We start from the raw sequence: 13,573 nt of genomic DNA on the forward strand, positions 1-13,573 counted from the left end.
CGGCTCAATGCGCGCCGGCGCCGTCCGGCAGATGCATCTTCTCGAACCGCCCCACCCGCGTGACCAGGGTGCGGGCGGCGTCGTTCATGCCCAAAACCTGCACGTCCGCGCCCTGACGGCGGTAGCGGAAGACGACCTTGTCCACGGCGGCGACGCCGGTCAGATCCCACAGATGGGCGTCGCTGAGGTCGATCTCGACGCGCCTGGGATGGCCGTGATGCTCGAAGCTGGCGGCGAACAGGTCGGCCGAGGCGAAGAACAGCTGGCCTGAGACCCGGTAGCGCAGCACGCCCTCATCCGGCGTCTCGATCTCGGTGACCGTGATGGTCTTGCCGACCTTGCGCATGAAGAAGACCGCCGACAGCAGCACGCCCAGGATCACGCCCTTTGATAGGTCGTGGGTGGCGACCACGGTGACGGTGGTGGCGATCATGACGATCGAGGACTGGAACGGGGTCGAGCGCAGCTTCAGCACCGAACCCCAGTCGAAAGTGCCGATGGAGACCATGATCATGACCGCGACCAGAGCCGCCATCGGGATTTGCGCGACCCAGTCTCGCAGCACCAGAATCAGGAATAGCAGGAACAGGCCGGCCCACAGGGTCGAGAGCCGCCCCCGCCCGCCCGAGGTGACGTTGATGATCGACTGGCCGATCATGGCGCAGCCGGCCATGCCTCCGAACAGGGGCGACAGGATGTTGGCGATGCCCTGACCGCGCGTCTCCTTGTCCTTGTCCGAAGGGGTGTCGGTCATGTCGTCGAGCAGATTGGCGGTCAGCAGGCTTTCCAGCAGACCGACGAAGGCCAGGGTCGCCGAAATCGGGGCGATGATGACCAGCGTCTCCCACGTCAGGGGGACGGCGGGCAGATGGAACATCGGCAGGCTGGTCGGCATCTGGCCCATGTCGCCGACGGTGCGCACATCCAGCTTCAGCACGATCACCAGGGCGCTGATGGCGACGATGGCGACCAGGGGCGAGGGCACAGCCTTGGTGAGGCGCGGAAAGCCGTAGATGACGACCAGGGCCGCCGCGACAAGGGCGTAGGTGATCCAGCCCTGGCCAATCAGCTCAGGCATCTGGGCCAAGAAGATCAGGATCGCCAGCGAGTTGACGAAGCCGGTCATGACGCTGCGGCTGACGAACTTGATGTAGCGGCCCAGCTTCAGCAGGCCGATGACGATCTGGAACACGCCGCACAGCAGCGAGGCGGCGAAGAGATATTCCAGCCCGTGGTCGCGCACGAGCGTGACCATCAGCAGGGCCATGGCGCCGGTCGCGGCCGAGATCATGGCCGGCCGGCCGCCCACGAAGGCGATGGTCACGGCGATGACCACGCTGGCGTAGAGGCCGACGGCGGGATCGACGCCGGCGATGATCGAAAAGGCGATGGCTTCGGGGATCAGGGCCAGGGCCACGACGGTCCCCGCCAGAAGATCGCGGCGAGGATTGGCGAGCCATTGCTGGCGCGCGGAGGCGATGATGGACATTTCAGGATTTCATCTGGATGAGCCGTACCGATGCTTCGGTTTCGGGGCTCGGTTTCCCAGCGGATCGGCGGCGGGGATAGCCACCCGTCGCCTGCGAACAGGGCCGGGTCCAAGGTGATGGCGTCCTGATGCGGCGTTGCGCCGCGAAAAGCAAGCGTGGCGGCTAGACGAGACCCTCAATCACCGGCGCCTCGACGGCGCTGCCGGGGAAGACGCGGCCGTCCAGGGCGGCGCGGTCGACGCCCATATGATCGCGCAGCACGCCCTTGAACACCGAACGGATGTCCATCGTCGGCGCCAGGTCGCGGTTCTCGAACAGGCGGTTGTCGGTCAGGGTCGGCCAGTCGCCGATGGGGCCGCCGCGCTTGATCGCCCCGCCCGCCAGCAACAGAGAGGAGCCGGTGCCGTGATCCGTCCCTTGCGTGCCGTTGGCGCGGGCGGTGCGGCCGAACTCGGTGGCGACGACGACCACCGTGCGAGACCATGTTTCGCCCAGCCCGTCTTTCAGACCCGTGACCAGTTGATCCAGGCCGGTCAGCCGCGTCTGAAGCTGCGCGCGCTGGCCCGCATGGGTGTCCCAGCCGTCCAGAGAGACGGCGACGATGTCGGCGCCCTCCGGTCCGTTCATCAGCTTGGCGACGGCCTGGCCCAGGCCCTGGACGTCGTTGCGACGCAGGCGTTGGTCGCCGCCCTCCATGCTGACCAGCTGCTCGGTCGCGAGACCCCGCGCCAGGTTCTGGCCTAGCATCGGATCCTCGACATAGAGATCCTGCAGCAGGGAGGCGATGCGGTCGCCGCCGCGCACCTGACCGCCCGGCGCCCAGCTGGACACGGGGGCGTCGCCGCGCAGGATCAACGGCGTCTGGGCGCCGATCGACAGGCCCTTCAGCGACGCGCCGCCCGCCGCGACGATGGCGCGGTTCAGCCAGCCGTCGGATTGCTGGCGCAGACCTTCGCCGCCGTTCTCCAGCACGTCCTGGGCGTCGAAATGGGAGCGGATGCGGACCGGCAGGGCGACGGCCGGGGCGAACCGCATCTGGCCTTGGCCATACAGGTCATGCAGGCCGGCCAGCGCCGGATGCAGGCCGAAGCCTTCGCCCAGCGTCAGGGCGCCGTTCGCCTCGCCGGGGGCGGGGATGGCCAGGCCGCCACGCAAGGGGACGTAGTTTGGGTCGCCATAGGGGACGGTGACGGACAGGCCGTCCATGGCGCCGCGCGCGATGACGACGACCAGCTTGTTGGCCGGTCCGTTGGTCTGGGCGGCGACGCGGCCGGCGAAGGCGAGGCCGACCCCGGCCGAGGCGGCGGCCAGCAGATGGCGGCGGTTCATATCGAGGGCGGTCATCGGCGTTGGAACTCCGGCGACATGAACAGAAGGGTGAGGGCCTCGGGCCTGCTTTCGGCGCGGGCGACGGCGAGCCGCGTGCGTTCGCCGAGGCGCGGGCCGAGGGCGGCGGCGGCGACCGCGTCCGGGTCGGCCGCCTGGGCCAGATCGGCGGCGGTGCGCGACCAGTTCAGCCGTTTGACCAGGGCGTCGGGACCGGCCCAGTCGGCGGCCGTGTCGGGCCAGCCCTCGGGCGACGGGGGCGCGAACGGCGGCTGGCCCATGTCGAGCAGGGCCTGGCGTAACGGCTGGATCCGCTGAGGCCGGGTTCCCAGCGCGCGATGGGTCGATACGATGAAGTCGTAGGGCGTCTTGACCTTGGCGGGCTGGGGCGTCCAGGTCTCGGGCGCGTCGACCAGGGCGCGGGCGACCTGGGCCAGATCGCCGCCGGAGCCGGTCCACGCCGCTTCCAGCCGGGCGACCAGGGCGGGCGACGGATCGTCGGCGACGAAATGGGCGGCGAGGCGGCGCGACAGACGTTTGGCCGTCGCCGGATGCCGGGCGAGGTCGCGCAGGATGGCCTGCCCCTGGGCCAGGCCCGCCGCGGGATAGGTCTTGCCCATCACCGTGCGGGCGCCGGGTTCGTGGACATTGGCGCGGAAGACAAAGCCGTCGGGACCGGGCTCGGCCTGGGCGGCCATCCTGCGGGCTCGCTGAGGGCGACTGGGCTGACGCTGGTCGCGGGCGGTGGGGATCGACCAGCCGGTCAGGGCGCGGGCCAGTTCGGTGACGTCGCCCTGCGTATAGCCGCCGTCGGCGCCGACGGTGTGCAACTCCATCATCTCGCGGGCCAGGTTCTCGTTCAGCCCGGCGTTGCGGCGGGCGCCGGCCATGCTGTCGGGACCGACCGAGCGGGCTTGGTCCAGATACAGAAGCATGGCGGGATGCTGTTCGGCGGCCAGGACCAGATCCTCGAACCGGCCGAAGACGTGGGGGCGGATGGCCTCGCGCTCATACTGGCCGACGAAGGCGCCGCTGGCGAACTTGGCGGCCGAGACGGTCAGGGCGTTCGACCAGAACAGGGCCCAGCGCTCGGCGAAGCCGTCGTCGGTGGTCGCGCCGAGCTGGGCGCGGGCCAGGAACTCCTGCGCCGTGTCCTGAGTGATGTCGCGGCGGGCGTCCTGACGGGCTTCGCGCCGGGCGACGGCCTGCGGATCGGCGGCGTCCGGCATACCGGGAGCGGGGGCAGGGGAGGGTGCGGACTCGGCCATCGCCGGAGCGGCGGCGCGTCGGTCGCGGCGGACCAAGCCAGCTTCGCTCTGATAGTCGATATATTGGGCGACTCGTTCGGCGGTGTCGGTGAACTGGCCGGACGGCTGGGGCGCGCCCTGGGGTCGAATCTGGCCCATGGCCCAGCCGCGCGGATCGGCGGCGACGCGGTCGATCTCGCCCGGCCGGGCGCCCAAACCCAGGCGGGACAAGGCGACGGCGGCGTCGGTCGGTGATGAAGCCATGGCCTTCTCCTCGTCCGTCCCCCGCACACTGTAACGCCTTTGGGCGAGAACTCCGTCGCGGGGTCGGATTTGAGAGTCAGGCCGGTTGGGCCAGGCCGGCCTCCGCGTCCGCGATCAGGTCGCGGTCATCGACCTGCCACGGGTGGAAGTCGGGTTTGTAGAAGGCCAGGTAGTCGCCGATCATCCGGCGATACAGACCTGGCTTCAGCCACAGCCAGCGGAACAGGCCCAGACGCGCGCGCCAGCCGACGATGCCGTCCTGCTTCAGCAGCATGAAGGTCGTCTCGCGCACCGTGCGGGTGAACAGCAGCGTCGTCAGGAACATGGCCCAGCGTCGGATGCGCCAGCGCTTCAGCGGACTGAGGTCCCGGGTCGCGTGCAGGAAGACGTCGTAGGCCACGCCCTTGTGCTCGATCTCCTCGATGGAGTGCCAGCGCCAAAGGCGAGCCAGGTCGTGGGGCGAGCCCTTCAGCAGCTCCGGATCGGCCAGCAGCCGATGGGCGAAGGCGGCGGTGAAATGCTCCAGCGCCATGGTCGCCGCCAACTGGGCCAGGGCCGGACGGGCGCGGGCGATGTCGAGACGGGTGGTGACATAGGCCTCGATCTCGGCGGTGTCGTAGCCGGCGCGTTCGGTGATGGCGTTGAAGGCCATGTGTTCGCGGGTGTGGGCGCCCTCCTGAACCGTGAAGGCGCGGATGTCGGCGGCCAGAGCCGGGGGCGCGTCCTTGGCGAACCGCTTGACCGACTGGATGAAGAACCGCTCGCCGTCGGGGAAGGTCAGGCTGAGCGCGTTCATCACGGCGGTGCCGAACGGGTCGCCGTTCAGCCACCAGCGTGGCGTCGGAGCCTCGCGGTCGATATGCAGGTCGCGCGGCTTGATCTGGAGGTCGGCGGGGGTGGCGGATTTCGCCATGGTTCTGCTCCTCGATTTCGAGCGGAGGATGGAGTTAACTGACATCAATGTCAACTAATGGTCCGGTAAAGCGACGGCGCGGGGCGGTGGCGCGCGAAGAGGCGCTGGAGGCGGCGCGCGACCTGTTGCTGTCGGGCGGGCCGGCGGCGGTGACGCTGAAGGCGGTGGGCGAGCGGATGGGCGTGGGTCACGCCAATCTGATCCATCATTTCGGCTCGGCGGCCGGGCTTCAGGGCGCTCTGATGGATGCGATGGTGCGCGATCTAGCGCAGCGGATCGAGGCCGGCCTGAACGAGGGCATGGGAGAAGGGCGCGACGGCGTCGAGCCGGGGCGGCTGATGAGCGTCGTGTTCGACGCTTTCGGGCCGGGCGGGGCCTCTCAGATGGCCGCCTGGTTGGCGCTGGCGCGCGAGCAGGGCCGGGCGGAAAGCTTCGCCGAGGTGGTGCGCGATCTGGCCGAGCGGCTGGCGGCCATGGCGCCCGATGATCCCAAGGCGGCCGAGCGGGCCAAAGCCCTGGTGGTGACGGCGGCCTATATGGCCTTCGCCGAGGGGCTGATCGGGGACATCCTGACGCCGATGCTGGGCGCGCCCGAGGGACTGGGACGCGATCTGGCGCTGAAGCTGACCGCGACACTTTTGGCCGAACCGTAAGGTTCAGAGCAGAATCTTGATGCTATAGTCCCATCGATGGCGCTTCTGGACTGGATGAGCGATGTGGCCGGCCCCGTGATCCGGGGGGACGGCGTGCTGCTGCGTTCGCCGCGTGCCGCCGATTACGCCGCCTGGTCCACGCTGCGCGACGGCTCGCGCGACTATCTGCAACCGTGGGAGCCGGCCTGGCCCGAGGACGACCTGACCAAGGCGGCCTTCCGGCGCCGGCTGTCGATCTATGCGCGCGAGATGGAGCTGGGCAACGCCTGGCCCTTCTTCGTCTTCGTTCAGGACGGCAAGACCCTGGCGGGGGCGGTGACCCTGTCGAACGTGCGGCGCGGCGTCGCCGAGACGGGGACGCTGGGCTACTGGATCGGTCAGCCGTTTTCCGGTCAGGGCGTGGCGACGGCGGGCGTTCGGGCCGTGGCCGGATACGCGTTCGACAAGCTGAAGCTGCACCGGCTGGAGGCGGCCTGTCTGCCCACCAACCACGGGTCGCGACGGGTGCTGGAGAAATCCGGCTTTCGCAACGAAGGTCGGGCTCGCGCTTATTTGAAAATTAACGGCGAGTGGGCAGACCATTTGTTGTTCGGCCTGGTCGAGGACGAGCGTTGACGGCCGGGGGCCGTCTGGAAGGGCGAGACGCGTGACACCACGATCCCGATCGCTGGCCTGGGACGCCACGACCGCCATCGAGGCGCTGGCCGCCGCCGAGACGGCCCTGTGGGTCTGGACCCCGGCGACGGACGAGCTGCGGTTCACCGGGGCTACGCGATCGCTGGGCCTGGGACCGCTGGCGCCGGAATGCACGGCCGCCGGATTCGTGGCCCTGGCCATGCCGCAGGATCGCGGTTTAGCCGAGCGGATGCTCAAACCCCAGGACGAGGGCGCCGAGATCGCCGTGCGTCTTCGCATGCGCGGGTCCGAGACCTGTCTGTGGCGCGGTGTCTGGCTGGAGGACGGCCTGCGCGCCGCCGGCGTCGTGGCGCTGGAGACCAAGTTCGCCGGATCGGACCGCGACACCCTGACGGGCCTTCTGGATCGTCGCGCCTTTTTGGCCCGCGTCAGCGAGGTGCTGACCCAGCCCGGCGAATACGAGATCGTGGTCGGCGACGTGGACCGGCTGCGGCGCCTGAACGAGGCGCTGGGGCATGAGCGGACCGACCTTGTGCTGTCGGCCCTGGGTTCGCGTCTGGCCGCCGCCTTCAACAAGGACGCCTCGGCCGCGCGGATCGGCGAGGACGAGTTCGCCATCATCGTCCCCAAGACCGCCTCCCACACCAGCTACCGCGTGCGCGACGCGCTGGAACAGCCGCTGCGGGTCGCGGGCTTCGACATCTATCCGACCGTCTCCATAGGCGCGGTGATGGTGGAGGGCGGGCCGGATGCGCCCGATGCCGCCGAACTGTTGCGCCGGGTCGAGCTGGCGGTGGAATCGGCCAAGGGCGCCGGGCGCGGCGGATCGGCCGCCTATGGCCGGGCGCTGGAAAGCGACAGCTTGAGCCGTCTGGCGCTGGAGGCGGATCTGAGGAACGCCTTCGTGCGCGGCGAGATCGTGCCCTTCTTCCAGCCCATCGTAAACCTGAACACCGGGGCCGTCGCCGGTTTCGAGGCCCTGGCGCGCTGGCGTCACCCGCGCCGGGGTCTGGTGCCGCCGGACGAGTTCCTTGGCCTGACCGCCGACCTGGGCATGATGAACGACCTGGGCCTGCTGATGATGACCCAGTCGGCGAGGCAGCTGGCCGAATGGATCGAACGCCATCCGCTGGCCGGCAAGCTGTTCTGCAGCGTCAACCTTTCGGTTGGCGAGATCGAGCGCCCGCACTTGTGCGAGGACGTGGCGCGCATCATTAAGGAGACCGGCCTGCCCAAGGGCGCGCTGAAGCTGGAAGTCACCGAGGGCGACATCATGCGCGACACCGCGCGCGCCGCCGAGGTGCTGCAATCGCTGAAGGACGTCGGGGCCTCGCTGGCGCTGGACGATTTCGGCACCGGCTTCTCGTCCCTGTCCTATCTGGCGCGCCTGCCGTTCGATACGCTGAAGATCGACCGCTATTTCGTGCTGACGATGAACAAGGACGAGGGCTCGGCCAAGATCGTCAAGTCGGTGGTCAATCTGGGCCGCGACCTGTCGCTGGAAGTCGTCGCCGAGGGCGTGGAGAACGCCGAACTGGCCCGCCTGCTGCTGGACGCCCAATGCCACTACGGCCAGGGCTTCGGCTATGCCCCCGCCCTGCCGGCGCAGGAGGCCGAGGTCTATCTGGCCGAAAGCCTGGCGGACGGCACCGCGCCGCTGAAGCAGCGCTCGGCGTAAGGCTCAGATCGCGTTTAGCGGCAGGCGCAGGTAGCGCTGGCCGTTGGCGTCCGGGGGCGGCAGGTCGCCTGCGCGGATGTTGACCTGAAGCGAGGGCAGGATCAGTTGTGGCGCGCCTAGCGTTGCGTCGCGGGCCTCCCGCATGGCGACGAAGGCGTCCTCCGATACGCCGCCGCCGATGTGGATGTTGTGCGCCCGCTGTTCGACGACGGTGGTCTCGAACCGGTAGTCGGTGCGGCCCTGGGGCAGATAGTCGTGGCCGACGAAGATGCGGGTCTCATCCGGCAGGCCCAGCAGGCGCTGGATCGAGCGATACAGGGTCCGGGCGTCGCCGCCGGGGAAGTCCGTTCGCGCCGTGCCGTAGTCGGGCATGAACAGGGTGTCGCCGGTGAAGACCGCATCGCCGATCCGGTAGCTGACGCAGGCGGGAGTGTGGCCGGGCGTTTGGATCACCTCGACGGTCAGATCGCCAAGGGCGAAGGCGTCGCCGTCCGCATAGAGATGATCGAACACCGCGCCGTCCGGGCGCACGTCGTCGGCGCCGAACAGGGGGCCGAAGGCCGACTGAACCTGGGTGATCCGCCCGCCGATGCCGATCGACACGCCCGTCATCGCACGCAGGTGGGCCGCCGCCGTCAGGTGGTCGGCGTGGGCATGGGTTTCGAGAACCAGAGCCAAGGTCAGGCCCGATGACCGCAGCGCCGCCATGACGGCGTCGATCGACCGCGTCGAGGTGCGGGCCGAAGGCGCGTCGAAGTCCAGGACGGGGTCGATGATCGCCGCCTGACCCGTCGCGGGGTCGCTGACCAGATAGGTGACGGTGTGGGTCGCGGGATCGAAAAAGCCGCGAACATCGGGGGGTTGGGTCATGCGTGAATGCTCCTTCGCCATCCAATATATTAGGTATTGCTTATTTAGCAACCTCGAATATATTGCGCGCCATGATCGACCTTCAGACCATCGGACTTGAGCGATTCCAGGCCAGCGCGGGAGAGGCGGCGGCGTTGCTGCGCGCCCTGTCCAACGAGAAGCGGCTGATGATCCTGTGCCAGTTGGGCGACGGCGAGATGTCCGTCGGCCAGCTGCTGCCTCAAGTCGGCCTGTCGCAATCGGCCCTGTCCCAGCACCTGGCCAAGCTGCGCGACGAGGCGCTGGTAAGCACGCGTCGGGACGGCACGACTATCTTCTACCGCATCGCCGATCCGGCCGTCCTGAAGGTCATCGCCGTGCTGGCCGAAATCTACTGTCCCCCTGTTTCCTCCGAAAAGGCATGATCCCCATGAGCGTCCTGACCCCCCTGTCCCCCGCCGAGGTTTCGCATCGGCTGAAGCAGAACACGGCCGTGCTGATCGACATTCGCGAGCCCGACGAGTTCGCAAGAGAGCATGTCATCGGCGCCGTCCATGCGCCGCTGTCGGCCTTAGACGCCTTCACGCCGGCGGGCATCGACGGGCGCGACGTCATCTTCACCTGCCGAACCGGCAATCGGACGGGCGTCAACTGCGACCGCCTGGCGGCCAAGACGACGGGGCAAGCCTTTGTCCTGGAAGGCGGGCTGGACGCGTGGAAGGCGCAGGGCCTGGCCACCCACGCCGACCGCTCAAAGCCGATCGAACTGATGCGTCAGGTGCAGATGGTCGCGGGCGGCCTGATCCTGATCGGCGCAGCGCTGGGCCTGCTGGTGCATCCGGCCTTCTGGGGTCTGTCCGCCTTCGTCGGCGCGGGCCTGTTCTTCGCAGGCGCGACGGGCTTTTGCGGCATGGCGCGGCTGCTGGCCGTCATGCCCTGGAACAAAACCGCGACCCGGCCCGAGACGAGAGCGGCGTGAGCCGATGACGACCGAACTGACCCCGCTGGTCCTGACCGCCTTCAGCGGCGGCGTCGTCGCCCTGCTGCTGACCCTGTTCGGCGGCGGCGGGTCGGTTCTGGCCCTGCCGCTGCTGCTGTATGTCGTCGGCGTCGCCGATCCCCACGTCGCCATCGGCGTGTCGGCGGCGGGCGTGGCGCTGAACGCCCTGACGGCTCTGGCCGGTCACGCCAGGGCAGGGCGGGTGCGCTGGCCCTGCGCCACCCTGTTCGCCATCACCGGTGCGGCCGGGGCCTGGTTCGGATCGTCCCTGGCCAAGATGATAGACGGCCATAAGTTGCTGCTGATCTTCGCTGTGGCCATGGCGGCGGTGGGCGTAACGATGCTGCGTCCCAAGGCGGCGATCGCTCGCGTCGAGCCCAGGCTGAATTGGTCGATGTCGCCGCGCGTCAGCATGGCGGGCGCCGGCGTCGGCTCGGCCGCAGGCTTCTTCGGCATCGGCGGCGGCTTTCTGATCGTGCCCGGCCTGATGGCGTCGACGGGCATGAGCTTGGCGACCGCCCAGGCGACGTCTTTGCTCAGCGTCGTCGCATTCGGGGCGACGACGGCGGGCAACTATGCGCTGTCGGGCTGGGTCGATCCGGGCCTGGTCGCCGCCATGGCGGTCGGCGGGGTCGCCGGGACGGCGGCGGGTCTGCCGCTGGCGCGTCGGCTGGGGACGAACGCCAGGCTTGGGCGCATCCTGTTTGCGGGTCTGATCCTGGTGGTCGCCGCCTATGTCGCGGTGCGCGCCCTTCTGGCGCTCTGAGACCTCTGTTCAGCGGGCCGTCTTTCGACGACAGTTCCGCCCATGACCGACGCCAGACTGGAGATCGCCGCCGGCTTTGCGACCTTACAGGGGCCCAAGGCGGATAATCAGGATTTCGGCGGCGTCCATATCGGCACGGCGGCCGAGCAGCGCGAACACGGTGTGGTGGCGGCGATCGCCGACGGGGTGTCGGGGTCGAAGGCGGGGCGGATGGCGGCGGAGCTGACGACGCGCAGCTTCATCGACGGCTATCTGGATCAGAACCCGCTGAACGGCATCGCCGCCAACGGGATCAAGGCGCTGAGGGGCTTCAACCGCTGGCTCCATTCGCGCGGCAAGATCGATCCGGCCATGGAGGGGGCGGCGACCACATTCACGGCGGTGATCCTGCGCGGGCGTGAGGCGACGGCCCTGCATGTGGGCGACAGCCGGGCCTGGCATTTCCGCGACGGGGTGCTGACGCGGCTGACCGAGGACCATACGCGCGCCCAGCAGGGGCTGAGCCATGTGCTGTACCGCGCCGTCGGCATCGAGGCGGATGTGAAGCTGGATGTGCGGCAAGTGCGGCTGGAGCCGCACGACCGGCTGCTGTTGACCACTGACGGGGTGCATGGGGTGCTGGCCGATGCGGTGATCGCGGGCCTGTTGGGCCGGCGCAGTTCGCCCGATGCGGACGCCAGGGCGATCCTGGCCGAGGTCGAGGCGGCGGGGCCGCGCGACAACGCCACGGCAATCGTCATCGACGTGGTCCGCACGGGTGCCCCCGACTGGGAGGCGATCACGGCCGAGGCGGAAGGGCTGACCATCCTGCCGCCGCCTGCCGTCGGCGACAACGTCGACGGGTTCGCGCTTCAGCGGGTCGTGGCGGACGGGCGCTACACGACCCTGTTCCTGGCGAAGGATACGCTGGGCGACGGCGGGCCGGTGGTGCTGAAGTTTCCCAAGCCCGCCGTGGTGTCCGAGCGCGGCGCCCGTACCGCCTTCCTGCGCGAAGCCTTCATCGGGCGGCGCATCGACAGCCCCTTCGTCGGCAAGGTGCTGAGCCTGGACGCGGGTCGGCAGAGCCGCCTCTATATCGCCCAGCCCTTCCATGCCGGTCAGACCCTGCATGCGCGGTTGGCCCAAGAAGGGCCGTTCGAGATCGGCGAGGGGATCGGCGTGGCCCTGCGGCTGTCGCGCGCGGTTTCGGCCCTGCACCGCGCAGGGGTGACGCACCGTGATATCAAGCCGGACAATGTGATCCTGGAGACACAGGGCGGGTTGAAACTGGTCGACTTGGGCGTCGCGCGCCTGCGGCTGGCCGAGGAGTTCGCCGAGGCCGAGGCGCCGGGCACCGCCGGTTACAAGGCGCCGGAAATGTATGCGGGCGAGAGCGGGAACGCCGCCACGGACCAGTTCGCCCTGGGGGTGACGCTGTATCGCCTGTTCACGCGCACCTATCCGTGGGGCGAGGTGGATCCGGCCGATGCGCCGCGCTTCGACCGGGCGCCCGCACCGCCGACACGACACCGCCCGGACATGCCCGCCTGGCTGGAGGCGGCCATTATGCGCGCCGTCGCCGTCGATCCGAACGAGCGGTTCGAGGATGTCGAGGAACTGATCCATGTGCTGGAGACCGGCAGCGCCGTCGCCGCCCCGCCGCCCCGCCAGCTGTCTCTGATCGAGCGCGATCCGGTGCGGTTCTGGCAGGGCGTCAGTCTGGTTTTGCTGATCGCGTTTCTGGTGTCGATGGCGACGCGTTAGGCAGGCCTACGTTCAACCTGCGCCATTGGATGTGCGACATTTGGCGGCGCGAGGTCGCGGAACCTGTGGCCGCCTTCGGCTTTTGTGACCCCGAGCGGGGATGTCGCGCCCGCACTTTCGGCACGAAAGCCTCCCCCAAATGATCAAGACCCTCGCTTCCAGCGCCCTGGCCCTGGCCATGGTTTCCACCCCCGCACTAGCCCAGTCCGTCGCCCCCGACTGGTCCGGCCCCTACATCGGCATCTTCGGCGGCTACAACCAGTCGAACGACGACGGCGACGAAAACCTCGGTTTTGACCGCAATCTGGATGGCCGCTACGGCGATCAGGTCACGACCACGCCCGTCGCCCCCGCCACTGTCGGAATAAACGCCTTCACCCCCGGCTTCTGCGGTGGCACGGCGACCAGCACCGTTCCCACCACGGGCTGCCGTGACGACAACGACGGCGTCGAAGCGGGCGTCCGCGCCGGTTACGACATGCAGTTCGGCAACTTCGTCGTCGGCGCCCTGGCGGAATACAGCGTCAACAATGTCCAGGATTCGGTGACCGGCTTCTCGACCACCCCGGCCTTCTACACCTTCACGCGTGAGCTGGAGAGCACCGCAGCCGCTCGCCTGAAACTGGGCTATGCAGCCGGTCCGGCCCTGATCTACGGCACCGGCGGCTACGCCTATGGCAAGTTCGAAAACAAGTTCCGAACCTCGAACCAGGCCAACAGCTTCACCGAAACAAGCGAAGGCGATGACGGCGACGGCTGGCAGGCCGGCGGCGGCGTGGAATACGCCCTGGGTCGCGGCCTGACGGTCAACGGCGAATACCTCTACACCTCGCTGGACGTCGACAGCCCGGTGATCCGCGTCGGCAACACCGGCACGACCCCGGCCGCCAACCCGTTCATCTCGGCTCCGAACACCACGGGCACCGACATGATCCGCAGCAACGGAAAGTTCGGAACGCACATGTTCCGCATCGGCATGAACTACCGCTTCTAGTCGTCAAGCGGGGC

Annotated in this window: 13 protein-coding genes and 1 other annotated feature; of the genes, 8 read left to right on the forward strand and 5 right to left on the reverse strand. The window is 69.0% G+C overall.

What is annotated here, in order from left to right; translation table 11 throughout:
* Positions 1–4: 4 nt before the first annotated feature.
* The 4 genes from ASF31_RS07030 to ASF31_RS07045 all read right to left on the reverse strand — a co-directional run bounded on the left by ASF31_RS07030 (position 5) and on the right by ASF31_RS07045 (position 5,240).
* Positions 5–1,483, reverse strand: coding sequence for a SulP family inorganic anion transporter (locus ASF31_RS07030; RefSeq protein ID WP_235551287.1), 1,479 nt, complete (start codon positions 1,481–1,483; stop codon positions 5–7).
* Positions 1,484–1,539: 56 nt separating this feature from the next.
* Positions 1,540–1,603 (reverse strand) — a sequence feature (sul1 is cis-regulatory element that is thought to sense ions involved in sulfur or methionine metabolism; They are found in Alphaproteobacteria).
* A gap of 49 nt (positions 1,604–1,652) precedes the next feature.
* On the reverse strand, positions 1,653–2,834 hold the full coding sequence (locus ASF31_RS07035; protein ID WP_055753992.1) for a DUF1501 domain-containing protein: 1,182 nt from the start codon (positions 2,832–2,834) through the stop codon (positions 1,653–1,655).
* Positions 2,831–4,327: a DUF1800 family protein gene (locus ASF31_RS07040; protein ID WP_055753993.1), complete on the reverse strand. Its 1,497-nt coding sequence runs from the start codon at positions 4,325–4,327 to the stop codon at positions 2,831–2,833. Before ASF31_RS07040 ends, ASF31_RS07035 begins: the two co-directional genes overlap by 4 nt.
* A 76-nt stretch (positions 4,328–4,403) precedes the next feature.
* Positions 4,404–5,240 carry a metal-dependent hydrolase gene (locus ASF31_RS07045; protein ID WP_055753994.1) on the reverse strand — a complete coding sequence of 279 codons (837 nt, stop codon included), beginning with the start codon at positions 5,238–5,240 and terminating at the stop codon, positions 4,404–4,406.
* A 47-nt stretch (positions 5,241–5,287) separates the two neighbouring features.
* Between ASF31_RS07045 and ASF31_RS07050 the strand changes: the two genes are divergently transcribed.
* From ASF31_RS07050 to ASF31_RS07060, 3 genes are read left to right on the forward strand one after another with little or no spacing between them, the layout of a single operon-like run.
* Positions 5,288–5,893, forward strand: coding sequence for a TetR/AcrR family transcriptional regulator (locus ASF31_RS07050; protein ID WP_082465065.1), 606 nt, complete (start codon positions 5,288–5,290; stop codon positions 5,891–5,893).
* A gap of 36 nt (positions 5,894–5,929) precedes the next feature.
* Entirely contained in the window at positions 5,930–6,508 is a 579-nt protein-coding gene (locus tag ASF31_RS07055; RefSeq protein WP_055753996.1) for a GNAT family N-acetyltransferase, read from the forward strand.
* A 31-nt stretch (positions 6,509–6,539) separates the two neighbouring features.
* The gene (locus ASF31_RS07060) at positions 6,540–8,207 is read left to right on the forward strand and encodes a bifunctional diguanylate cyclase/phosphodiesterase (protein WP_055753997.1); all 1,668 of its coding nucleotides are present in this window, start codon (positions 6,540–6,542) and stop codon (positions 8,205–8,207) included.
* 3 nt (positions 8,208–8,210) lie between these two features.
* On the opposite strand, the gene ASF31_RS07065 is transcribed toward ASF31_RS07060, so the two are convergent.
* The gene (locus tag ASF31_RS07065; RefSeq protein WP_055753998.1) at positions 8,211–9,077 is read right to left on the reverse strand and encodes an MBL fold metallo-hydrolase; all 867 of its coding nucleotides are present in this window, start codon (positions 9,075–9,077) and stop codon (positions 8,211–8,213) included.
* A gap of 71 nt (positions 9,078–9,148) precedes the next feature.
* Between ASF31_RS07065 and ASF31_RS07070 the strand changes: the two genes are divergently transcribed.
* The 5 genes from ASF31_RS07070 (at position 9,149) to ASF31_RS07090 (ending at position 13,559) form a co-directional block, all read left to right on the forward strand.
* Entirely contained in the window at positions 9,149–9,481 is a 333-nt protein-coding gene (locus ASF31_RS07070; RefSeq protein WP_055753999.1) for a helix-turn-helix transcriptional regulator, read from the forward strand.
* Positions 9,482–9,486: 5 nt separating this feature from the next.
* Positions 9,487–10,035 carry a rhodanese family protein gene (locus tag ASF31_RS07075; RefSeq protein WP_156355950.1) on the forward strand — a complete coding sequence of 183 codons (549 nt, stop codon included), beginning with the start codon at positions 9,487–9,489 and terminating at the stop codon, positions 10,033–10,035.
* A 4-nt stretch (positions 10,036–10,039) separates the two neighbouring features.
* Complete coding sequence (locus ASF31_RS07080; protein WP_055754001.1) at positions 10,040–10,822, forward strand: sulfite exporter TauE/SafE family protein; 783 nt, start codon at positions 10,040–10,042, stop codon at positions 10,820–10,822.
* A gap of 42 nt (positions 10,823–10,864) precedes the next feature.
* Positions 10,865–12,565, forward strand: coding sequence for a bifunctional protein-serine/threonine kinase/phosphatase (locus ASF31_RS07085; RefSeq protein ID WP_055754002.1), 1,701 nt, complete (start codon positions 10,865–10,867; stop codon positions 12,563–12,565).
* Between the two features lie 139 nt (positions 12,566–12,704).
* A complete protein-coding gene (locus ASF31_RS07090; RefSeq protein ID WP_055754003.1) occupies positions 12,705–13,559 on the forward strand; it encodes an outer membrane protein in 855 nt (284 codons plus the stop codon).
* Positions 13,560–13,573: the final 14 nt, after the last annotated feature.

It is taken from the genome of Brevundimonas sp. Leaf280 (assembly GCF_001422455.1).
Taxonomy (GTDB): domain Bacteria; phylum Pseudomonadota; class Alphaproteobacteria; order Caulobacterales; family Caulobacteraceae; genus Brevundimonas.